The 20,281-nt window shown below is 43.1% G+C and carries 28 protein-coding genes; 27 read left to right on the forward strand and 1 reads right to left on the reverse strand.

Features of this window, described 5'->3' with window-relative positions:
• The first annotated feature begins 13 nt into the window (after positions 1-13).
• Complete coding sequence (locus tag PR767_RS19035) at positions 14-493, forward strand: antirestriction protein (protein WP_272520785.1); 480 nt, start codon at positions 14-16, stop codon at positions 491-493.
• A 65-nt stretch (positions 494-558) separates the two neighbouring features.
• Complete coding sequence (locus PR767_RS19040; RefSeq protein WP_272520786.1) at positions 559-1,428, forward strand: LPD29 domain-containing protein; 870 nt, start codon at positions 559-561, stop codon at positions 1,426-1,428.
• Between the two features lie 106 nt (positions 1,429-1,534).
• Here the strand turns inward: PR767_RS19040 and PR767_RS19045 are convergent, their stop codons facing one another.
• Positions 1,535-1,981 (reverse strand): transglycosylase SLT domain-containing protein, encoded by a 447-nt coding sequence (locus tag PR767_RS19045; protein ID WP_272520787.1) that lies wholly within the window; start codon positions 1,979-1,981, stop codon positions 1,535-1,537.
• Between the two features lie 474 nt (positions 1,982-2,455).
• Between PR767_RS19045 and PR767_RS19050 the strand changes: the two genes are divergently transcribed.
• The 25 genes from PR767_RS19050 (at position 2,456) to trbB (ending at position 20,233) form a co-directional block, all read left to right on the forward strand.
• The gene (locus PR767_RS19050) at positions 2,456-2,833 is read left to right on the forward strand and encodes a relaxosome protein TraM (protein WP_272520788.1); all 378 of its coding nucleotides are present in this window, start codon (positions 2,456-2,458) and stop codon (positions 2,831-2,833) included.
• Between the two features lie 231 nt (positions 2,834-3,064).
• The gene (locus PR767_RS19055) at positions 3,065-3,817 is read left to right on the forward strand and encodes a hypothetical protein (RefSeq protein ID WP_272520789.1); all 753 of its coding nucleotides are present in this window, start codon (positions 3,065-3,067) and stop codon (positions 3,815-3,817) included.
• Between the two features lie 171 nt (positions 3,818-3,988).
• Positions 3,989-4,171: a TraY domain-containing protein gene (locus PR767_RS19060; protein ID WP_272520790.1), complete on the forward strand. Its 183-nt coding sequence runs from the start codon at positions 3,989-3,991 to the stop codon at positions 4,169-4,171.
• Positions 4,172-4,431: 260 nt separating this feature from the next.
• Positions 4,432-4,806: a type IV conjugative transfer system pilin TraA gene (locus PR767_RS19065; RefSeq protein WP_272520791.1), complete on the forward strand. Its 375-nt coding sequence runs from the start codon at positions 4,432-4,434 to the stop codon at positions 4,804-4,806.
• A gap of 31 nt (positions 4,807-4,837) precedes the next feature.
• The gene (gene traL, locus PR767_RS19070) at positions 4,838-5,143 is read left to right on the forward strand and encodes a type IV conjugative transfer system protein TraL (protein ID WP_094962781.1); all 306 of its coding nucleotides are present in this window, start codon (positions 4,838-4,840) and stop codon (positions 5,141-5,143) included.
• A 12-nt stretch (positions 5,144-5,155) separates the two neighbouring features.
• Entirely contained in the window at positions 5,156-5,728 is a 573-nt protein-coding gene (traE, locus tag PR767_RS19075; RefSeq protein ID WP_094962780.1) for a type IV conjugative transfer system protein TraE, read from the forward strand.
• Positions 5,709-6,479, forward strand: a complete 771-nt coding sequence (gene traK / locus PR767_RS19080; protein WP_272520792.1) for a type-F conjugative transfer system secretin TraK — start codon at positions 5,709-5,711, stop codon at positions 6,477-6,479. The genes traE and traK overlap by 20 nt, the downstream gene beginning before the upstream one ends.
• The gene (traB, locus tag PR767_RS19085; protein ID WP_272520793.1) at positions 6,472-7,842 is read left to right on the forward strand and encodes an F-type conjugal transfer pilus assembly protein TraB; all 1,371 of its coding nucleotides are present in this window, start codon (positions 6,472-6,474) and stop codon (positions 7,840-7,842) included. Before traK ends, traB begins: the two co-directional genes overlap by 8 nt.
• 255 nt (positions 7,843-8,097) lie before the next feature.
• A complete protein-coding gene (gene rfaH / locus PR767_RS19090) occupies positions 8,098-8,589 on the forward strand; it encodes a transcription/translation regulatory transformer protein RfaH (protein ID WP_110592861.1) in 492 nt (163 codons plus the stop codon).
• A 19-nt stretch (positions 8,590-8,608) separates the two neighbouring features.
• Positions 8,609-9,001 (forward strand): hypothetical protein, encoded by a 393-nt coding sequence (locus tag PR767_RS19095; RefSeq protein ID WP_272520794.1) that lies wholly within the window; start codon positions 8,609-8,611, stop codon positions 8,999-9,001.
• Between the two features lie 235 nt (positions 9,002-9,236).
• Positions 9,237-9,476, forward strand: coding sequence for a hypothetical protein (locus PR767_RS19100; protein WP_272520795.1), 240 nt, complete (start codon positions 9,237-9,239; stop codon positions 9,474-9,476).
• Between the two features lie 12 nt (positions 9,477-9,488).
• Complete coding sequence (locus PR767_RS19105) at positions 9,489-9,731, forward strand: hypothetical protein (protein ID WP_272520796.1); 243 nt, start codon at positions 9,489-9,491, stop codon at positions 9,729-9,731.
• A 7-nt stretch (positions 9,732-9,738) separates the two neighbouring features.
• Positions 9,739-9,972, forward strand: a complete 234-nt coding sequence (locus PR767_RS19110; RefSeq protein ID WP_181375473.1) for a hypothetical protein — start codon at positions 9,739-9,741, stop codon at positions 9,970-9,972.
• 51 nt (positions 9,973-10,023) lie between these two features.
• Entirely contained in the window at positions 10,024-10,257 is a 234-nt protein-coding gene (locus PR767_RS19115; RefSeq protein WP_071548962.1) for a hypothetical protein, read from the forward strand.
• Positions 10,258-10,359: 102 nt separating this feature from the next.
• A complete protein-coding gene (locus PR767_RS19120) occupies positions 10,360-10,683 on the forward strand; it encodes a hypothetical protein (protein ID WP_272520797.1) in 324 nt (107 codons plus the stop codon).
• A gap of 72 nt (positions 10,684-10,755) precedes the next feature.
• Positions 10,756-11,325, forward strand: a complete 570-nt coding sequence (traV, locus tag PR767_RS19125; protein WP_272520798.1) for a type IV conjugative transfer system lipoprotein TraV — start codon at positions 10,756-10,758, stop codon at positions 11,323-11,325.
• Complete coding sequence (gene traC, locus PR767_RS19130) at positions 11,322-14,015, forward strand: type IV secretion system protein TraC (RefSeq protein WP_272520799.1); 2,694 nt, start codon at positions 11,322-11,324, stop codon at positions 14,013-14,015. Before traV ends, traC begins: the two co-directional genes overlap by 4 nt.
• Before the next feature lie 65 nt (positions 14,016-14,080).
• Positions 14,081-14,416 carry a type-F conjugative transfer system protein TrbI gene (trbI, locus tag PR767_RS19135; protein WP_272520818.1) on the forward strand — a complete coding sequence of 112 codons (336 nt, stop codon included), beginning with the start codon at positions 14,081-14,083 and terminating at the stop codon, positions 14,414-14,416.
• A 10-nt stretch (positions 14,417-14,426) separates the two neighbouring features.
• The gene (traW, locus tag PR767_RS19140; RefSeq protein WP_272520800.1) at positions 14,427-15,059 is read left to right on the forward strand and encodes a type-F conjugative transfer system protein TraW; all 633 of its coding nucleotides are present in this window, start codon (positions 14,427-14,429) and stop codon (positions 15,057-15,059) included.
• Complete coding sequence (traU, locus tag PR767_RS19145) at positions 15,056-16,051, forward strand: conjugal transfer pilus assembly protein TraU (RefSeq protein WP_272520801.1); 996 nt, start codon at positions 15,056-15,058, stop codon at positions 16,049-16,051. The genes traW and traU overlap by 4 nt, the downstream gene beginning before the upstream one ends.
• Positions 16,052-16,065: 14 nt before the next feature.
• A complete protein-coding gene (gene trbC / locus PR767_RS19150; protein ID WP_272520802.1) occupies positions 16,066-16,686 on the forward strand; it encodes a type-F conjugative transfer system pilin assembly protein TrbC in 621 nt (206 codons plus the stop codon).
• Positions 16,683-18,614, forward strand: coding sequence for a type-F conjugative transfer system mating-pair stabilization protein TraN (gene traN, locus PR767_RS19155; protein ID WP_272520803.1), 1,932 nt, complete (start codon positions 16,683-16,685; stop codon positions 18,612-18,614). The genes trbC and traN overlap by 4 nt, the downstream gene beginning before the upstream one ends.
• The gene (traF, locus tag PR767_RS19160) at positions 18,611-19,399 is read left to right on the forward strand and encodes a type-F conjugative transfer system pilin assembly protein TraF (RefSeq protein ID WP_272520804.1); all 789 of its coding nucleotides are present in this window, start codon (positions 18,611-18,613) and stop codon (positions 19,397-19,399) included. Before traN ends, traF begins: the two co-directional genes overlap by 4 nt.
• A 7-nt stretch (positions 19,400-19,406) precedes the next feature.
• Positions 19,407-19,697 carry a hypothetical protein gene (locus PR767_RS19165; protein WP_110592959.1) on the forward strand — a complete coding sequence of 97 codons (291 nt, stop codon included), beginning with the start codon at positions 19,407-19,409 and terminating at the stop codon, positions 19,695-19,697.
• Complete coding sequence (trbB, locus tag PR767_RS19170; protein ID WP_272520805.1) at positions 19,694-20,233, forward strand: type-F conjugative transfer system pilin assembly thiol-disulfide isomerase TrbB; 540 nt, start codon at positions 19,694-19,696, stop codon at positions 20,231-20,233. The genes PR767_RS19165 and trbB overlap by 4 nt, the downstream gene beginning before the upstream one ends.
• Positions 20,234-20,281 lie beyond the last annotated feature (48 nt).

Here is a 20,281-nt window from a genome sequence, read left to right on the forward strand (position 1 = left end):
AGGAGGCACTAAAATGACGCAACAACAAAACCTTGCAGCTCAAGAATCTAACGAAAGAAATGGAAAAGACCAAATCGTTATCACGGCTATTGAGGTGAAGAATGCTCAAGCTCGTTTAAAATTTTTACCTTCAAAATTAGGGCGGTACTGTATTGCCTTTGAAAATGCAATCTATCACTGGATGACTCGGAACGCCGTAGCCTATAACGGCGGCTATTGGGATTTTTATACGTTGTCGAATAACGGTTTTTATTTGCAACCGACAAAAGGCTATATGCTCACCTCACCAAACGGCTTTATGGACGATGTTAGCGCCCAAGAAGCGGGGATCATTGTTACCTTAATGATGTTAAGTCATTTTTCATTCGTCACTTATGAAAAAGGGCACACGGAAGAATGTGCACGTATTTCTGCTTATTTTCACCAATTACGGGATTTTATTTTCACATTACCCCCTGAATCACAAACAAAGATATTGAATGCGATTGATTAATTAAATCCTGCGCAAGTCTCTAGCTTGCGCTTAATTAACCTTCATTAATTAAAGAGATAAAAATTATGGAACAGCAAACATTATTATCAGTCGGGCAGGTTGTTTATACGAACTTATATAATCATGGTTTGGGCGTGATCACCCAAATTCATGGAGAACAAAAACCAGATACAGTGACGAATCTATGTAATGTTATGGTGAGTGGGGGAAATGCAGAATTTGATATTGTATTTTACAATGGTGATAAATCGAATCGCTTACCGGAATCTATTCTAAGAGGGGGGATCCAGTGGGAAGTTAAAAATGAATTTGTTGATAGTGAAACAATTGAATCATTAATTAAACAGTCAGAAGAATTCGAACAAACGGAAAAAGCCGAGGAAGAAAAAAAGCTAACTGAATTTAATCAAGGTGTCGAATTTCAAAAAAACAATAGTCAATATTCATACTTAACTCAGATAACCGATAATTTAGACAATAAAGTAAAAATAGTCGGTAAAAATATCCGTGCTGAATTAAAAAAACATTTTCCAAAAACTAAATTTTCAGTTCGTAAACAATATTACAGTTCTTATTATGTATCATGGACAGATGGCCCAACAGTGGATGAAGTCGACTCGATTGTTAAAAAATATAAAACGTCACGGTTCGATTGCTATACTGATTATTCTTACAATGAAAGTTCACCATTTAATATAGTTTATGGTGGTGCCGATTATGTTTTTACGAATCGTCATTACAGTGATGAAATAATCGAATTGGCAATCAAATCATTGATTGAAAAATATGGCGAGTCTTATGATTTTGATACCACGCTAATGACGGTTGAAAATTATCATCAAGGTAAGCTATATAAAATTGGACGCGAACATATTATTGGAAATGATGGCATCGGCGGAGAAATTAATCGCGTTCTAAGGAAAACGAGTTATTAAAGAAAACGCGCCAAAAGGCGCGTTTCTCGTTTAATACTAAGCCACATGCATTACTTAATATTGAAATTGATTATAATGTTAAAAAGAGAAAATGAAAGGGTTAAATTTAGTTATTTTGTTTAATCTTGAGATAAATGTGATAGACCTCAAGTGCGTATTGATTTCTTTTTTTCTCTTGAACCTCGGATTTTTTTAATCCTGCATTATATGCGCCAACCCCTTTCCAGATATCCCCTTGTATTCGAATAAACTTTGCCAAATAAAATGCCCCCGTATAAATATTCATGCATGGGTCTTGCCTTAAATGATTTTCGGTAATGCCATACTGCGCTAATTCATTAAAGTTTTGCGAATGAATTTGCATTAACCCGATAGCGTATCGAGTGGTTGACGCTTGATTAATTGCATTAGGTTGGAATGAGCTTTCACGAAACGCAACCGCGCGTAATAAATCAGGGTCAATTTTATAATCTTTTCCTGCTTTATCATAGCAATCGAACGAAAATGAAAAAGGCGAAAAAACTAACGCAATGAGAATACAGATCATTCGCATATAAAAATCCATTAAATAACGAATTTCTTTAACTCAGAATCGCCCATTTTTATTAAAAAATAAAGCACTATTTAAATGCAAGCCAAAATAAAGGAGGAGCAATAAATACGCTCCTCTGAAAGAAAGATATCACACCCCACGCAAAATTTCATTTTGCAAGAATTTATTTTTAAATCATGGTGTTAATTAAAAATAAATAAGTTAAATTTTTAAAAATAATCATGCAAAGCCCATTGATAGCCCACTAATAGCGTCTATAAATGGGCTAAAGGGATGCACTTTGTGTGTTTTGTTAATGATATCAAATAAATAAATTTTTCACCTAAAAATAGTGGGCTAATGGTGGGCTATTGTAATATACTGTTTATATGTGATTTATTTTTTATGATTGTATTATGTGGGCTATTTGTGGGCTGTATGTTAATTGACCACAGCCCACAAATAGCGGCTAGTAAAAACTAAGGAAATAAAAGAATGCCACGTCAACATATATATATGAAGCAAAAAACATTAGATGGAATTCGTAATATTGTGGATAAACGAAAAGCGGATGGCGCTGATGCAAACATTTCCAGTGTTGGCTCTGAGCTACTGGATATCGGATTGCGGGTTGTTGAAAATTTAGAGAAAGACAAAGAAGGGGATGATGGTTTATCCCTAGAGGAACGTTATAAAAAACAAATATTAGAAGAAGTAACTAAATCACGGCAGTGTATACAGATTTTATTCAAGATGATGTTTGATTTAACAGAAATCAAAGAAGACAATCGATACAACTATCGAGAATATATTGAAGATTTTAAAAATAGAACAAAATCCATGTTAGATGAATATTTTCCTGAAAGCGATTAGAGAAGTAGAAATTTTTTTTGAGAAAATTGATGAACAAAAAAATTTACTTATATTTTGATATATCTAATCTAATAGAGAGTGAAAATCATATTTATTTAGCAGAATGAAAATATATTAATTGATTCAATTATTGCTAATATGGTATATTTGAATTAAATAGAATCACCCAATAATCGAGCAGCAACTCGATTATTGGGCTAATCAAATAACCCCACAGTTAAGGACGGTTAAATGACTACCTTCAATAATATTGATCCGCAAAGTGGATCTCAAGCAATTTTTGATATCATTCATCAATTTAATGATAAAAGTCTCTTTTATATCCGTAATGAGAAACATAATATCACTCAAGTTAGTGATAGTTTCTGTAAAATGGTTAACATTCCATCACATTCTCCTGTCTTTTTAAATGATTTTCCCAAACTGAAGAAATTAGAAGCTTTGGAAAAATCGGTCCTCACTCAAAAAAGAAATAAGTTTGTTTTTTTTGCATATAAGATCAAGGCAGATTTATATTATCTTTTTTACGTCAGTATTAAACTAATAAAGTTTAATAACAATAATTATACAATAACAAGTTTCAAAAAATTTAGTGATTTATTTAGTTATGAGTCTATTTTGAACTCAATTAATGTTATCGATGATTTTTTTGTTGATGATGGATTCCCAATTGATAACTATTATAATATTAATCCTCTTTCATTAACGTTGAATAACGTTGCCAAAAAAGAGGAAAAAATATCATGGCATATTATTTGGTTTTATTTAACAGGGAAATCTATTAGGTGGATTGCTGAATTTAGCCAATTAAATAAAAAACAGGTCGAAAATTCATTAGGTAAGTTCTATACCAATTCTGGGGTTTTAAATCAAAAAAATCTTCGTGTCGTCGCTCGTAAATATGGTTGGTGCAACTATGTTGATAAAAATACAGTCGAACTTATCAACTTTAGCTTAGGGAAAGATGAAAAGATTTTAATTTAGATAAATATAGTTTAATAAACTTTATTATCATTAATATTTGAAGTTATTATCTTTTTGGGGTTGTTTTTGTGAATGCTATCACAATCACCCCCCTTTATTTGGGACAGCTGTCCCAAGACATTGATTTTTATTTGTGTAATATAAATTCAGTCCAAAGGGATGGGTAAGGATATGAATGCAAATAAACATAAAAAAATTAGTGTGGATATTAGTTTAGTGGCAGAGGAATGGTTGGTTAAGGCAACTGAATTATCAGGAAGAACTAAAAGAGAAGAAATTAGAATACGTCTTGCTCATAGTTTAAAACACATTGATAAAATAGATGAAAATTATTGGGAAATAATCTCAGCCTAATTTAATTTCGTTATTATATAAACTGTTAAATAAAAAGACAGCGGGTAGACTTTGCCATTTAAAAATGGATTTGTCGGGCTGGGGCGGTAGCGCATTCAATTTAGAATACTTTTATCACGCTTTGTTTCTTACTTATATTAAGTGTTATTGATTCATTAATTAAGTCGGGAATAAAGCGAGCTAAAGGCTCAATTGTCATTAAATACTCTTTAAGAGTTTATTTTGAAAATAATGAAACAACTATTAACAAGGAAATAGCTATGTCACAACTTACTATTGAAAATACCCCAGCACGTAAGAAGGGATTATTTAAACGTGCTATTGATGCAGTGAACTTTAAACTTGGGAAAATCTTATTTCGTTTAATTGGTTTACCGATGATGGCATTTTTAGTCTCTAAAGGGGCGATGGCGGCAGATGACTTAATGGCTGCGGGTCGTGAAGATGCCGAAGCGAGCTTCGGGGAAGATTCAACCCTGATTTATTACTTCATGTTAGCGGAAGTGGTACTGGTCTTCTTAATGTATTTACGTAATCACAACCCAGCGACATTCGTGTTAATCCCTGTGTTCTTTGTGATCACCGGTATTATCTTTGCCATTATCCGTGCCCGTGCACCAGGCGTGACACCATAAGAGACGTTATTGGTATTGAAGGAACAGCGTAATGGAAGAAGAGCGCGCTAAGCGATTCATCTTTCCTCAGACGCTGACGGAGCAAAGTCGTCCAATCGGCTTACCGCTCGATGAAACCTGTGCCATTGCCCTCCCGTTATGTTGGGGAGTCATGGACAAGCAATATATTGCAGGGGTTGTCGTTGGCGCTTTGCTCTGGTTTGCACTGAGGTATTTCAAAAAAGGGAGGGGAACAGATTGGCTGATTAATGCGTGTTACTGGTATTTGCCTTCCTTCTGTTTTCAGGGAATGTACAAACGACTTCCCGACTCCGCGTTCAGGCTCTGGTTAAAATAACAGGAGGTCACGGTGAAACTGAGCGCAGCCAAATCTGCCCACAAATTCACATCACTCATTTTCATTATATTAGTTTGCTTATTAGGAGGAAGCATTACAGGGAATATTCTGGCGTGGTCGAATATTGCCACTTTAATTGATAGCCGTGAAATGACCTATATCCCGCAGTTCTTTGAAACCCCGTTTACCCTAAGTCGTTCGCATGCGGATGCCAACTACCTCGAACAAACCGCACAGTCGTTGATTTTCTTACGTTACAACGTATCACCAGAATCGGTTAAAGCTAATCACAAAGCCTTATTACGATTTTTTGATAATAGTCAGCGACCGCAGATGCAAGAGATTTTGGCTGAAGAAGCGAAACAAATCATTGAAAACAATGTCACCAGTGCCTTTTATTTGTCCGGAATGGATGTGTATCCCAATTCTGGCATTGTCGATATTCACGGTGATATTCAAACGTGGATTGGCAACCGTAAATCGCTACCTGAACGGGTGACGTTACGATTAACTCTGAAGTACGCAAATGGGCTCACGACAATAGGGGGCTTTGAGGTACAAGTCGATGAAAAGAAAAAAAAGTAAGTTAAGTCAACTGGCGTTATTGGCCCTGAGTTTGGGCCTCTTTTCTGCCTTCAGTTTAGCGGAGCCCGCTGCAACTTTACCTGTACAAATTCCTGTTTCACCTGATTCGCAAGTGCGTGTGGCCTTTAGTAACAGTGAGCCAAATATGTTGGTGGTGCCAGGCGACCGGATTGTCGCGATTGATAGTGCGCAAGGCATGTTTATCAATGGCAACCAAAAAGGGGCAACAGGGCAGCTCAGTGGCGGGGTAGTATTGATGACCACGCAAACCAAACCGTTTACCTTTTATGTCCGTACCGCAGGCGGTTTGACCGTGTCAGTAGTGGCGGTTCCGCAAAAACGGGATGGTCGCGTGTTGCAGTTGGTGTCGTCAGTCCCTGCGAAACGTCCAGCCGCCAAACAGTGGGAACGTTCGTTACCTTATCCCCAAATGCTGATTGGACTGCATAAAGCATTACTCAACGGCGAAGTCCCGCAAGGTTTTGCTAAAGCACCTGTCACCGTTACGCCAACCTTGTCATTACCGTCGGGGTATGTGGTGTCTACGGATGAAATGTGGAATGGCGGCGAAGTTCGGGTATACAAACTGGCGGTGCGTAATACCACGGCCAACGCTAAACCGATCACTGAGCGATTGTTTAATGCTCAGGGGGTAAGGGCAGTATTGATTTCGCCGTATAGCGAACAGGTGTTACCGGGTGCGACCGCAACCGTGTGGTTAACGGTGAGTAATGAGGTGACGCATGGCTAATTTAAATGTGAAAACGCGTCGTAAACAACTCGTGGTTTTTTTAATGGTCGCGTTAGGAGCCAGTGCCATTGGTGGGGTTGCATGGTGGTTCAGCAAACCCTCAAAACCCAAGACCAAACAAACGGTACAAAAGCCTGTTCCGAACATGACGGGGGTTGTCTCTTCCACCTTTGACCGTAAAGTCGGGCAAGCGGCTATGGCGGATTTGCAATCCACCGCATCACAAGTGGACAAGCAGATGAAAAGCGTGAACGCCCGAATCGAACGTTTAGAGCAGGAAAATAAAGCGTATCGCGACAAAATTGAGCAACAAGATAAAGACTTAACGACGTTGCAAGACCAGCTGAATGAGGTGAGTAATGGGTTGATCCATGGCGACAATACCTTACCTCAACCTCAAACGCTGCCTGTTGGCACGACACCGACACCCAATGGTCAAGCCAGCCAGCCGATTATCCCGCCGCCAACAGCATTTTATCAAGGCGGGCAATACCCCGTCGGGCAACCTCAAATCAATGTAAATCCAGCATTAAAGCAAGGCTTGCATTCGATGACTATCGAGTATGAAGAGGACAAGGTGGATAACAACTTACCCGCTTTACCCTATATCCCGTCAGGGAGTTTTGCCAAAGCGATGGTGATTGAAGGCGCGGATGCCAATGCTTCTGTCACGGGGAACAGTAATCCATCACCTATGCAGTTTCGCTTAACGGGTAAACTGATTATGCCGAACAATGAAGAGTATGACTTAAGTGGGTGTGCGGTGACGGCGGGCGTGTATGGCGATATTTCCAGTGAACGCGGACTCGTTCGTACAGATCGTCTGTCTTGTAAACTGTTTGGCCATACGATTGATATGCCCTTTAAAGGTCATGTTTCCTTTATGGGGAAAAATGGGATTAAGGGAGAACCGGTCATTCGAAATGGTGAGTTAGTCGGTTATGCCTTTGGCGGCGGGTTTATCGAAGCGGTCGGCTCAGGTTTTTCCAAAGTGGGGAGTGAAACCGTTGGTATCGGTGCTAGTAGCACGACCACGATGGCAGATGTGATGCGAGGCGGAGTCGGTGGCGGTGTTCAACAATCCGGAAAAATGTTGTCGGAATACTTCATTAAACGTGCGGAACAATATCATCCGGTGATCCCGATTGGTGCTGGAATTGAAATCACTGTCGTTTTCCAAGAAGGCTTCCAATTGGAATTTATTGAACAGATGCGCAAAAAGAAAAGTAAGGATGCCGTGGCCGAACCTGTTCAGCAAACGCTCAATCAAGGCATTACGGTGACGAAACAAGCGTTACAAGAAATTTCACTCGGGGATGCGGTGCCATCCACAAATTACCCGCAATACCCAACACAACAATAACGTCTTTCACGCCTCCTTATCGCCAACACCAGGGCAATCTTAAGGAGCAGTTATGTTAACTCTACCCACAAAAAACAACACTAAAACGCGATTAAAAGCGGTCCTTCTTATGGGGCTCATCAGTTCACCTGCGGTGATATTGGTGTGTGCCGACATCAGTTGGGATGGATTGCTTTTTCTCGCAATCTATACCGGTTTGAGTACCTGGGTGACTCAAATCTTAAATAACGACTCTCAACAAAAGTGAATAAACAGATGGATAAATGGTATTTATTGTATTGCAAAACAGGGCAAGATTTACGAGCGATTGAACATCTTGAACGCCAAGGGGTGAATAGTTTTTCCCCGCGTTATGAGGCGGAGAAAATGGTGCGAAATCGGAGACGCAAAGTGATGGAACCCCTGTTTCCAAACTACTTGTTTGTGAAATTCGATTATGAAGTGATCCATTTTTCGACCATTAACTCAACGCGGGGTGTGAGCTACTTTGTACGCTTTGGCAAATTGCCTGTGGTGGTGCCCGATGAAATCATTGCGACTCTGATGGTGCCGAATTTTATGAAAGAGGTGAGTGAGCAGTTACCGCAAAAAGGGGATGAAGTGGTCATTTATGACGGTATCTTCCAAGGTGTGCGCGCGATTTACAGTGAACCTGACGGGGAGGCTCGTTCGGTGTTACTTCTCAAGATCCTTAACAAAGAAGTGCCTCGTGTTGTCGATAATCGTAATTTTGAAGCCATAAAATAACGGGATAAGGAAGCTAGTGATGTTAAGTACAATATTCATTGTCTTCGTGGTTGTCATTTTATGTTTAGGGTTAATCATTGTTGCGACAAGTAAAGCGAGTGAAGCGACATCTGTATTTGCGTTGATGATTTTACTTATCGCTGCAGTGATTTTCGGGGCTGCAATATTAAATGAAGAAGATAAGTCAGAGGTTGTGAGTAAAGGTGAATATTACTCAACAAAATGTCAACTCATTGAAACTAATAACGATAATGGATTATTTCAGTCAAACACCAATAAGCTCAAGTGCGGTGATGTGATTGAAAATGTCACTGTGAGTGATTACAAAGAAGCCATTGAAGCCTACCAGTTAAGCAATGATAAGGAAAATACCCGTACTCCAGATAAAGATAATATCAGCGTGATAAAATAAAGAGGCAGAATGGATATAATATTATTAACCATTTGTATAGGCTTTATCGGTGCTGTATTTATACGCTCAGTTTTATCGAAAGATTTGGTCATTCTTATTGTCAGTGGTATGCGGAAAAATCGAAACTCATCGCACTAATAGCAAAAATTAAAAATAATATTGATAAGTAAAAAATGAGATTAATAGTTTTTTAAAGTTTAAAAAAAGGTAATGTGATTATGGAGATAAACTATATTTGGCTTTTCTTTTATATGGTGATTTTTTGGGTTGGCTTGTTTATTCGGCAAACCGCGATGTACGTGAAAAATACATTCCAAATGGTGAGCGATATTCAAAGCTTGAAATTTTCAAATCAATAGAACGAGATGGGGAAGTTATTTATTACTTGGGTGATGAAAAAATGCAAATTGAAGTCTCTAAAGAAGATTACGATTATGGGATTAAGGTCTACCAAGAGAGTATAAGTGAAAAATAAATCTAATTTGAGGTGTTTATCAGTAATTTTATATTTGGTTTAATTGTTGGTTTTGGCGTAGCGCTACTCATTGGTTATGTGGCTAATGTGAAAAGTATGGATGAAGGAAAGGCCTTTTTAAAAACCTGTCCAGAATACCGTGTTGAAATTAATAATGAAAAATATAAGTTGTCCTGCGAAAACGGATATATAGAAATGAGTGCCTACCGTTATTCGGAATTTATTAAACAGAAAGAATCTTTAGCTAGTCATTGAAATGATTATGAAACGCAAATTAAAGATTAACTGGTTGGGGCGTTGTGTGGTTTGTGGTAGTGAAAATAGTATTGTCGAAACAGAGTTTGGCTCAGAAGACTTCCTATTTGAAAAAGATAAAATTACCTGTGCAGGCTGTGCTCATCAAGGCATTGTGGTGGTTGAAGATGACGTTGCCTATGCGATTTGGCATTCTGTAGAGGCGTTTCGCACTTATACACAAAGCGAAGAGAGGGATTGAATTTATTTCAACCCTCGGGTTCGTTTTCTCAAATTATGAACAGGATTAATAATGGATATACAGTTTAAAGATTTTACGATAGATGGGGTTATTATTTCTAATTTAAAAAGCGTTAGGCGTGATCGACGGCTAATGAATGATGAAATGAACCAATGGCTAAATGAAAATAATATAACCGATATCATTAATATCGAATCCTTGGAATATGAGATCCCTCCAACTATTGGAAGCCTTGGTGGTGTTAAATTTCACGGGTTTAGACTTTGGTATAAAATCATCAAGTAACGTCTTTCGTTTAAATTCAAATTCCTACAATTGCTAGAAACTCATTTGTCTCAAAAAGTACATGATTATCCGTTAATTAACTTTGTTTCATTGGAGGGTGTTATGGCTAGCCTCGAGGAACGACTGTTTCAATTTAAAGTGATGCGTTGTTTTGTGATAGTTAATTTGTGCATCGTTGTCATTAACCTCATGGGATGCCTAGTTGATTATTTTACTTTGTCATTCAGGGATATTCCCTATATTTCTATATTGGTTTCCGTCAGTGCAATTATCGTCGTATTGATGATTGGTGACGATAGAAAAGCCAGCTTTATTTCAGGGAAAGTCGGATTTCCTTCACGCAAGAAAATGGTCCTATTTATCATCAAATGTCTTAGTGTTTATGTGTTTTTCTTTTCCGTAGGACTCGCCATTAAATTCAGTTAACTCACGTTTTTTATTCGATATTTCTTGTCGTTCTCTTCTTTTTACCCACTTCGTATTCAAAAAGGTTTAATTATGAAAAAGCTCCTCATTCTAGGCGTATTAACCCTGCTCGCTGGTTGTACTGCGGGCATGAAAGATTCCTTTGATTGCAATGCCACGGCGCAAGACAGCTGTATGACGATGGAAGAAGCCAATCAAAAGGCAGCACAGCAAAATATCACGTGGAACCATCCTTCTAATGGGGAGGGCACATCCCAAAAGCGAGTTGAGTTGCCGCGGTTAGCGCCGTTGGCAACACCTACCATACCTGTTGTAACAACTGCGTCTCCGGCTCAAACAGTTCGGACTGTGGTGCAGGATAATCGCGCTTCCTCACAGACAGTGAACGCGTTGGGGGCATTTGAAACAACATCCGCGCCCATAAAAAAATCGGTTCCGGCTAATTCATTACCTCCCATTTCACAGCCAACCCAAACGTGGTCGGGTTGGGGCGATATTGGTATGGCGCCCCCAGTTCGACTTCCCGCGAGTACCGCGCGGTTATGGATAGCCCCGTGGATTGATGAAGAGCAAAACTTTTATCAACCAGCCGTCGTCTCCTTTGTTGTGAAAGAGGGCCAGTGGAAGGAGCAGTTACAATGACCCAAAAACGTGGCTTCTTGCAAAAATTGAAGCAACTCGGCAATCCCCATGCAAAAGATGCGGGTGAATCCCCGTTTATGGAGAGTTTATTCAAAGGACTCCTCTCTAACTGGAAACAACCTGATGGGGCACGCAAAGCCCATGAAGCACTGGAAGAGATGGACTATCCCTCCTTTAGTAGCGTCTTACCCTACCGTTATTATGATGCTGATTCAGGGCTTTTTATTAACAAAGAAACAGCGGGCTTCGTGTTGGAATGTGCCCCCTTGATTGGTGCGAACGATAAAATTGTCGATGCACTGGATTATTTCCTGCGCAACAAACTGCCACGTAAAACGCCACTCACCTTTTTGTTGCTCGGCAGTAAATGTATTAGTGGCATGTTGGATTACGGTCTTAGGGACTTTAGCTGGGATGGGGAGTTGGCATCAAAATTCAATGCCATTACCCGCGCTTACTATGAAAACGGGGCGATGAATGGTTTAGCCAACAAGCAAGGTTTGCCATTAACATTGCGGAACTATCGCCTGTTTGTCATCTATGCCGAACCGGTTAAACGGGCGGATGCGTTGACGCTGCAAAACTTGAATCAAACCTTGAGTGTGGTGCAGCAATCCCTCCTCGGCGCCAGTATCGGTTCGGAGCGATTGGATGATAAAGGCTTAATCAAGTTGGTGCGGGAAATGGTGAATTTTCGCCATCACAATATTGCCGAGCCCTCCGATGAAATCGAACCGTATGAAGAACTCAACGCGCAGTGTGTTGACCGTTCGTTCGTTATGGAGTTGAAACCCGAAGCCATGCATCAGAGCTTAATAGATGAAAAGGGCAAAAAATCACATACGCGGATACTTAACTACAGTCTTGCCAAAAATCCGCAGCGGTTTGCACTCTGGCAAGGGGGCGATAATCTCAGCAATTTACTCGACCCTGCCGCTTCCGTGTCATGCCCGTTTGCCATTACGTTGACGTTGGAAGTCGAAGATTTAGTCCGAACCCAAAACGAATCGATGACCAAATCAGCCACCTTTAATAAACGTGCAGAATCCAAGTTCTCCAGTTGGGTGCCAGGTGTGAAGCAACAGGCAAAAGAGTGGACCGAGATCCGAGAACAGCTGAGTAAAGGGCAATCGGCGCTCGCACGATACAGTTATGGTATTACGTTATTTTGTGAAGATGATGACGATAAAGCCCTGAATGCTGAAATGGCGCTCATGAATACCTTTAATAGCAATGGGTTGACCCTATCCCCCCCGAGTTTTATGCAATTGCGTAATTACATGGCGTTGTTTCCGTTTGTGATGCAAGAGGGCTTGTGGGGCGATATGAAACGCTCGAATGGCACACTGCGAGCTAATGCTTTTAACGTGGCCAACTTGTTACCCGTGGTTGCTGATAACCGCATTTGTCGTAGTGGGTTACCTATCCCCTCATATCGTAACCAGTTGTCTTATCTCGATATCTTTGATGATGATTCGGGGCTGGGAAACGATAACTACAACATGGGGGTGTGTGGCACCTCGGGGGGCGGTAAGTCCTTCTTAGTGCAAGCCATTATCCGACAAATTCTCGATAGTGGCGGTTGGGCCTATGTCTTGGATATGGGCGAATCCTACAAAGGGTTGTGTGAAAGTGTCGGGGGCGTCTACGTTGATGCGCGCGACCTTAAATTCAATCCGTTTGCGGGTGTCGTCAATATTAAAGAAGCGGCAGAGAGCATTCGCGACTTGCTATTGGTGCTGGCCAATCCGTCAGGGGACATGGATGACACCTCTAAATCTATCTTGTTGAATGCGGTTCAAGACGTGTGGGAGGGGGCGGCACCGAGCAAACGTCAGGGTAATGAGGTTCTGATCGATGACATTTCAGAATACTTAACGTGGCAACTCGAGCATGGCGTTTTTGAAGACGCTGACTCTGTGCGCAATAAGATGCACGAGATCGTTGTTTCCTTACAGAAATACACCACCAAAGGATTGTACGGGGAGTATTTCAATAGCCCTAATCCTGCCCTTAATGACAATGTGCGGTTTACCGTACTGGAAATGGGCGGCCTACAAAATAAACCTGACTTATTAGCTGCCGTCATGTTTTCCATGATGATCTTTATTGAACAGCGCATGTATCTATCGCCACGGGACATAAAAAAGGCGGCCATCATCGATGAAGGTTGGAAACTGCTCGACAGTGAAAACAGTTTTGTCGGTAACTTTATTGAAGGGGGCTATCGTACTGCCCGTAAGTACCGCGGTGCCTACATTACTATTTCTCAAGGGATTGAGGATTTCGATGGTGAGGATGCGAGTGTGGCCGCGAAAGCCGCATGGAGTAATTCGTCGTACAAAATTATCTTGCGCCAAAATTTGGAGGCGTTCCGTAAATATAACCAGAAAAACCCCGATCAGTTCAACGTGTTGGAACGCACCGTTGTGGAAGGTTTCCCCTCGGCAAAAGAGGCGCACTTCAGTGCCTTTATGTTACGGGTGGCAGGACAAGTGTCTTATCACCGCTTGTTGATTGATCCCATCAGTCGCACTTTGTTTTCCACCGATGGTAAAGACTACCAGTTCCGTGAAAATGCCGCAGCACAGGGACTTTCCCAGCAAGCCACGTTATTGGCGTTAGCCCAACAAAAATTCCCAAGAGAAATGGAGGCCTTATCCCAATGGCAGAGTCAAACACGACATTAGTCGATAACACGCAAAAAACGCCCGCACGGGGCACGAGCCGTCGGCGTAAAGCCTGCTTGAAGGCCATGAGTTTTTTTATGGTGATTGCGGTGGTACTCAGCTTCAGTATTTCGGTGTTCGTGGTGCGTTGGCTTGCCCCTGTTACCGTTACTTTCGATATGACGGGCACGGTTAACCAATATCAACAACAAATGGCCATGCAGTTTAATGCGGAAACTCCGCTCAGTGAGCAACAAATCGCCGATGCCACTCACCGTTTTCAAATGGCGCTCAGTGACAGTTTATCGGAGTACCAACAGACGCATCAGGCCCTGATTTTAGTCACGCCTGCGGTGGTGATGGGCGCAGAAGATATCACGGTCGATATTCAAGCCGCGATCGCCGACAAAATGGCGCAATAAGGGAGGGTAGATGAAGCGAATTCGACAGTCTACGTTAGCGGTATTGTTCTGTTTACCCTGCCTTGTTACTGCCAAAGATCTCGGTGTATGGGGGGATGTCAATCCCGTTCAAGAGCAAAGCATGTTGGACTTTATCCAGGGGCGGTTAAAACAAATGGAGGGTACAGGGGAAATTGCGCAGATGCAGCAAGATTTTAAAGATCGTGTGATTGAAAATACCCTGCGTCCACCGCCTGTGGATTGGCTCAGTCCCGATACGGAAGCACATACGCTGTGGTACGACCCGACGTTTACGGTTCAAGGGGATTATGCTGACCACAATGGTGTGATGTTTGCCCGTCAAGGCGACAAAATAAACCCGCTGAGTCACGTGGCACTCGGGCAAACCCTGTATTTTTTAGATGCGGATGATCCGCGCCAAATCGCGTGGATGAATGCGCAGCAACCCGCCACCTTGCGCTACAAAGTCATATTAACCAACGGCAATATCAAGGAGGCCACGCAGGCGCTGAATACCCGTGTGTTCTTTGACCAAGGGGGCAGTTTAAGTCGTCAACTCGGGCTTCAGTACATTCCGGCAGAGGTGACACAAGAAGGTGAAAAACTCAAAATCGTCTCAGCCGCGATGCAGGAGGGGCGATGAATAAATTTACCCGTTGGCTATTGAGTGTGTGTGTACTGGGTTATGTAACAGTGACAACGCCAGCCAAAGCCGATGCGTTATGTGAGGGAAATTTTGTTAACCCGATCACCGATATTTGCTGGGATTGTTTGTTCCCGATGACCATTGGCAATGTGCCTGTATTTCCAGGTGTGGCGCCGGATACAGAAAACCCGTCCAGTCCTATCCAGATTTGCCCGATGGGGATTTTATATCGCATTGGTCTCGCCATTGGCTATTGGGAGCCATTTGCCCTGACGGATGTGACCCGTTCACCGTATTGCATGGTGAATTTAGGGGGCTTTAATATCAATGTTGGCAAGATGGGTGCGGGTAAAGGCACACAGGATGACCCCGCGACCCAAGGGGCGTTCTACCATGTGCATTGGTACAAATACCCGCTGACCTATTGGCTCAATATCATCACTTCGGCAGGCTGTTTAGAGCGAGGGGATATGGATATTGCTTATTTGTCCGAGTTAGACCCTTTATGGAACGACAGTTCGTTGTCGTCGATTATTGCCCCTGAAGCGTTTGTATTTGCCAATCCCATTGCTCAAGGGGCGTGTGCCGCCGATGCGATTGCCAGTATTGGCAGTAAGCCCTTAAATGCGCTTTTTTGGTGTGCGGGTTCTCAAGGCAGTATGTATCCGTTTACGGGGTATACCAGTAATGAATTCAGCCCCCAAGCGTCTTCGGTTCTACTTTCTGAGCGCATGGCGTTTAAGTTACATCGGCAAGGTTTGGTGATGAACAGTGTCGGGAAAAATCAGGAGGTGTGTTACACCTACCCGTCCCCGATTATCCCGAAAGACCGCTATCGCTATCAGATGGTCAATATGTACCCGGATACAGGGCAATGTCATCCCTTTGGTCGCTCGGTGATGCGCTGGCAAACGGGGCACGCCTCACCCAACAGTCATAAAAACTTCGGTTATCTCATCTGGCGTAAACGTAACTGCGTTTTCCTCTAACACGAGGTACTTTCATGAAATCCGTTTTCTTCTTATTCGTAAGCTTGGTGCTTGCGCCAGTTGGTTATGCCTTAACGGATGACCAACAGTTTTTAGAGCAGCTGCGTGACCAAAGCGCGGCCTTGCTCGAACAGTCCTTGCCGCCTGAGGGGGTTAAGCCCCCTGAAATCTCCGCCAAGGATAAAGCCTGGATTGATAATTTATTGGCCAAACAGCAGCAAGCGCAGCAACACGCCGCGGATGCGGCTAAAGCACAAACTGAGCAGGAAAGCCCCTTTGTCTACTTTGTGTCGTTTTCTATTCCCGAAGCGGGGCTCAAACAGATGGTGCCTGAAGCCACGCAGCTTGGTATCCCCACCTTGATTAATGGCTTGATTGACAATGACTTTCGCAAAACCGCCACGGCGGTATTTGAATTAACCAAAGATAGCGGGGAAGGGGGCGTACAAATCGACCCAAAAACCTTTGCCCAATACGGCATTACACAAGTGCCCGCACTGGTCGTGCGCTGTGAACAAGGCTTTGATGTGATGTACGGCAATATTCGTTTGGTCTCGGCCATTGAGCGGATTGCCAATAGTGGCGATTGTTATCAGGTTGCCCGTGACTGGTTGGCATCGAGGGCGCGGCAATGAAACGGTTATTAATTGCGGTGTGTGGAATTGGTTTTTTGTCACTTAGTTTGGCGAACTCGGATTATAACGCGGGGTCGGAATTTGCCAGCGGCATAAAAAACAAAGGAACTGACACCATAAAGAATACGAACCCTGCCGACATTATCCCGAATTATACCGCTAACCCGTCAGAAAGCGGCTATTACGGCGGGGTGACGTCGGGCGGAAGTGGTGGGTTAGAGCAGGCGGGGAGCAAAGCCTTGCACAGTAATGAGGCGGGACAGCTGACCATGGAGGTGATTAAAAATAAGCCAGAAGATAAGCTGGATTTGGATGCCCCCTTTATTAAAGGAGGGCTGGATATGCGGGATAAAGCCGAAGATATCACGGGTGGAGACACGGGGCTCTGCCAAGAAGTGGCACTCGATAAAACGGAGTTTACCAGTCATCAATGTGAGCGTACACCCGCGGTGGAATTAGCTTGCACGCGAACCGCACGAATTGAACTCAATGCCAAAATCGTGAAAAAGACCCGTAAAGTGACGAAAACCGTATGGCTAGAGTTGAATAGGCAAGCGCGCCCCGCGGCCTATCGGCATGATTTTGCCTCGCCTGATGCGGGCAAGCTCATTTCGGTGTCACTAGATTCTGACCAAGTGCTTATTCCCCACAATTACAATTACTGTGATGAACGAGACAGTGCGCAGACATGTCGAAGTTCAATAGACGAAAAAATGCAGTTTTTTGGAAAAACCTTTCCGGTCACGATAGTGAAGTTACCCTATGCGTCGAGTCACTGCTCGGGCGGGGAGAATGAACACTGTAGTTACTATACCCATGACGGTGTGGGAAAAATTCACACGTCATTTGCGGTCAATCAGGAGGTGACGTTAGGGCAAAAGTTCTTATTAACCAAAACTTCGAAATACTATGGCAACAATTATAGAGGCGGCTTTAACGTGAATGTCACCTTCACGTATGAATACGATGATGTGGAAGCCAACCCCGAAATCATTTGGACGGAAGTGTGTCCCTTTGATAAATCCGAAGAGGTGAAGATAGCAACGCAGTGTACGGAGAAAGGCGGGCCGAAGACCGTCACGTATGGGGGAAAAAGTTTCACCTTGTACAGTGATTGTTGGGCATATAAAGACACCTATGTCTCACAAAGCGCGGATAACGGCAGTTGCCAACAATATATGAGTAATAAAGCCTGTACGTTAGTTGGCACGGTGTGTCAGGAGTCCGTGAGCGGCTCTTGTCTTCGAGAGCAGGCGACCTTTTCATGCCAGAAGGGCTTAAGTGGCACCGCCCAGCTTTGCGGGACAGAGCTGATTTGTGCCAGCGGAGAGTGCGACCAAATTAAGAATGACAAGGCGAACAGTTTCCAAAAAGCGGTGTCGGCGTTAGCCGCAGTAGCCGCCGCAGGAGAAGATGTGGCGGAGCTTAATGATGTCAATGTGAAGGCGTTTACGGGTAAGCGCACCACCTGTCGTAAAGCGGCAATGGGTTTCAGTAATTGTTGCAAAAGTGGTGGCTGGGGTAACGATGTTGGCTTAGCGCACTGTGACAGTGAAGAAAAAGCCCTCGGTAAAGCCAAAAGTCGCAATCTCACCATTTATGTCGGTTCATATTGCTCAAATAAAGTCCTCGGGGTGTGTCTTCAGAAGAAAGAAGCCTACTGCGTGTTTGACAGTAAATTGGCCAAAATCGTGCAAGAGCAAGGGCGTGGCGGGCAGTTACGGATTGGTTTTGGTAGCGCCAAAAACAGTGACTGTCGCGGTATCACCGTCGATGAGTTGCAGTCCATTAACTTTGACCGACTGAACTTTGCGGATTTCTATTCTGATTTGGAGTCCGGCACCGATATTCCGGCTGACCAAGAATTGATTGACCGCGTGAAAAATCAAATCGCCAATGGCCTACAAGGTCAGGGAGGGCTAGGATGAAACAGATTGTATTAATATCGCTTGTCAGTTTGGCGATACCAGGAAGCGTGTTAGCCAACCATAGCGAACAAGCAGAAACGCGAACGTATGTGGATGAACCTATCGTTGGTTGGCACTGGTATAACGAACCGCAGCCTGAAGAGGATGAGGAGCCGCCAGAGCCAGAGCAAATTCCGCTTTCGACGTTATCACCGACCTTACAAAAAAAGGTCATGCAAAAGCTAACCGCAGAAGCGTTAGACACGGCGATTATGCAACCAACCCCTGAGAATGCCGCGAAATTCGTGGCACTTCAGCGGTATTGGCTCAATCAATCTGGAAAGTTTGAGCGCTCTGTGCAAAAAGCCTTGCTGCTACATCCTGCACTTGATTACAACTTAGAGCATTCCTTTTATAACAGCACGGTGCCTCAGCAGCTATCCACAGTACGTAATAAAGAAAAACAGGCTATTTCGCAGTTAGCCTCTCAGTACGGATTGTTTTTCTTCTATCGTGGCGGTGAGCCGTTGGATAACCAGTTAGCCAGTGTGGTGGCGCAGTTTGCTGAACAACACGGGGTTGTGCTTATCCCTATATCGGTGGATGGTCAGCGTAGCCAGCAATTGCCGAACACCAAGCCAGACAACGGGCAAGTGGCAAAAATGCAAATCACCCATTTTCCTGCCCTGTTCTTGGTTGACCCGAAAAACGAATCTTACCAGCCGTTGGCCTACGGTTTTATGACGCAAGATGCGCTAGAACGTCGCTTTTTAGATATTGCGACCGATTTTACCCCGAACTATTGAGAATAAAATGATGGAAAGAACCTTAAAAGCTCGATTAATTGAGAATGCGTTATTGTATGTCGGCATTGCGCTCATGATAGCGGCCGTGGTGTTTTGGGGCTTGATTGAAGTGTTACTGAAGGTGCGTAAAGCCAGTATCACTGACGATTTACTGTTAACCCTTCAATGGGTACAAGATATGGGGACGGTCTTTATCTTTGCCGTCGGTGTCGCAGTTGGTGTGGCCGGATTTTTGTATGCGGCTGTTCGTGCCTGGCAAGCTTTTCAGGGCGGCGGAAATAAGGAGAAACATCCATGAGAGCGTTACTTTTTTCCTTTTTGCTGTTTAGTTTCAGTGCGGCTCAGGCAAGTGTGATGGATGAAATTGCCGCGTTAGAGTCCCATAAAATGGAGGCCAACTCTCAATCTCACATTGGCACTGAAGCATCCGAGCCTGAAACTGTTATTCCCGCAAAACCGCCAGTGAAACCGTATTCGTTACCCAATGGCAACGTGGTGAATTTGAATGATTATACGTTGGTTCTCTTTATGCAGTCGAGTTGTCCGTATTGTCATCAATTTGACCCACAACTTGCGTTGTTATCTGCACAAACGGGATTAAGTGTATTCCCGTATACGCTCGATGGGAAAGGGGATATGGCTTTTCCGAATGCCATTCCCGCGCCGCCTGAGGTAGTGCAGTCTTTTTTTGGAACAGGGTTACAAGTCATCACGCCCACGGTTTTTTTGGTGGACGTGAATACGCTACGCACTTATCCCCTTTTGCAAGGGCTGACCGATATGCAAGATGTGATGAATCGTGTTAACAGTAACTTGATGTTAGCAACACAATAAAGGGATAGAGGGTATTCTTTGTTCCTAATAATACAACGCAGAGAGTAA

Origin of the sequence: Providencia sp. PROV223 (assembly GCF_028479245.1) — a bacterium.
In the GTDB taxonomy this organism is placed as follows: domain Bacteria; phylum Pseudomonadota; class Gammaproteobacteria; order Enterobacterales; family Enterobacteriaceae; genus Providencia; species Providencia rettgeri.

What these genes read in the sequence shown, in the direction of transcription:
- rfaH (WP_110592861.1), top strand. Translation starts at nt 8,098, where the DNA reads ATGGATAAATGGTATTTATTGTATTGCAAAACAGGGCAAGATTTACGA.
- traN (WP_272520803.1), top strand. Translation starts at nt 16,683, where the DNA reads ATGAAACGGTTATTAATTGCGGTGTGTGGAATTGGTTTTTTGTCACTT.
- traK (WP_272520792.1), top strand. Translation starts at nt 5,709, where the DNA reads ATGAAAAGAAAAAAAAGTAAGTTAAGTCAACTGGCGTTATTGGCCCTG.
- PR767_RS19110 (WP_181375473.1), top strand. Translation starts at nt 9,739, where the DNA reads ATGAAACGCAAATTAAAGATTAACTGGTTGGGGCGTTGTGTGGTTTGT.
- PR767_RS19050 (WP_272520788.1), top strand. Translation starts at nt 2,456, where the DNA reads ATGCCACGTCAACATATATATATGAAGCAAAAAACATTAGATGGAATT.
- traF (WP_272520804.1), top strand. Translation starts at nt 18,611, where the DNA reads ATGAAACAGATTGTATTAATATCGCTTGTCAGTTTGGCGATACCAGGA.
- traB (WP_272520793.1), top strand. Translation starts at nt 6,472, where the DNA reads ATGGCTAATTTAAATGTGAAAACGCGTCGTAAACAACTCGTGGTTTTT.
- trbB (WP_272520805.1), top strand. Translation starts at nt 19,694, where the DNA reads ATGAGAGCGTTACTTTTTTCCTTTTTGCTGTTTAGTTTCAGTGCGGCT.
- PR767_RS19040 (WP_272520786.1), top strand. Translation starts at nt 559, where the DNA reads ATGGAACAGCAAACATTATTATCAGTCGGGCAGGTTGTTTATACGAAC.
- traV (WP_272520798.1), top strand. Translation starts at nt 10,756, where the DNA reads ATGAAAAAGCTCCTCATTCTAGGCGTATTAACCCTGCTCGCTGGTTGT.
- traC (WP_272520799.1), top strand. Translation starts at nt 11,322, where the DNA reads ATGACCCAAAAACGTGGCTTCTTGCAAAAATTGAAGCAACTCGGCAAT.
- PR767_RS19035 (WP_272520785.1), top strand. Translation starts at nt 14, where the DNA reads ATGACGCAACAACAAAACCTTGCAGCTCAAGAATCTAACGAAAGAAAT.
- PR767_RS19065 (WP_272520791.1), top strand. Translation starts at nt 4,432, where the DNA reads ATGTCACAACTTACTATTGAAAATACCCCAGCACGTAAGAAGGGATTA.
- traW (WP_272520800.1), top strand. Translation starts at nt 14,427, where the DNA reads ATGAAGCGAATTCGACAGTCTACGTTAGCGGTATTGTTCTGTTTACCC.
- PR767_RS19095 (WP_272520794.1), top strand. Translation starts at nt 8,609, where the DNA reads ATGTTAAGTACAATATTCATTGTCTTCGTGGTTGTCATTTTATGTTTA.
- PR767_RS19060 (WP_272520790.1), top strand. Translation starts at nt 3,989, where the DNA reads ATGAATGCAAATAAACATAAAAAAATTAGTGTGGATATTAGTTTAGTG.
- PR767_RS19115 (WP_071548962.1), top strand. Translation starts at nt 10,024, where the DNA reads ATGGATATACAGTTTAAAGATTTTACGATAGATGGGGTTATTATTTCT.
- traU (WP_272520801.1), top strand. Translation starts at nt 15,056, where the DNA reads ATGAATAAATTTACCCGTTGGCTATTGAGTGTGTGTGTACTGGGTTAT.
- trbI (WP_272520818.1), top strand. Translation starts at nt 14,081, where the DNA reads ATGAGTTTTTTTATGGTGATTGCGGTGGTACTCAGCTTCAGTATTTCG.
- PR767_RS19120 (WP_272520797.1), top strand. Translation starts at nt 10,360, where the DNA reads ATGGCTAGCCTCGAGGAACGACTGTTTCAATTTAAAGTGATGCGTTGT.
- traL (WP_094962781.1), top strand. Translation starts at nt 4,838, where the DNA reads ATGGAAGAAGAGCGCGCTAAGCGATTCATCTTTCCTCAGACGCTGACG.
- PR767_RS19055 (WP_272520789.1), top strand. Translation starts at nt 3,065, where the DNA reads ATGACTACCTTCAATAATATTGATCCGCAAAGTGGATCTCAAGCAATT.
- trbC (WP_272520802.1), top strand. Translation starts at nt 16,066, where the DNA reads ATGAAATCCGTTTTCTTCTTATTCGTAAGCTTGGTGCTTGCGCCAGTT.
- PR767_RS19045 (WP_272520787.1), bottom strand. Translation starts at nt 1,981, where the DNA reads ATGCGAATGATCTGTATTCTCATTGCGTTAGTTTTTTCGCCTTTTTCA.
- PR767_RS19165 (WP_110592959.1), top strand. Translation starts at nt 19,407, where the DNA reads ATGATGGAAAGAACCTTAAAAGCTCGATTAATTGAGAATGCGTTATTG.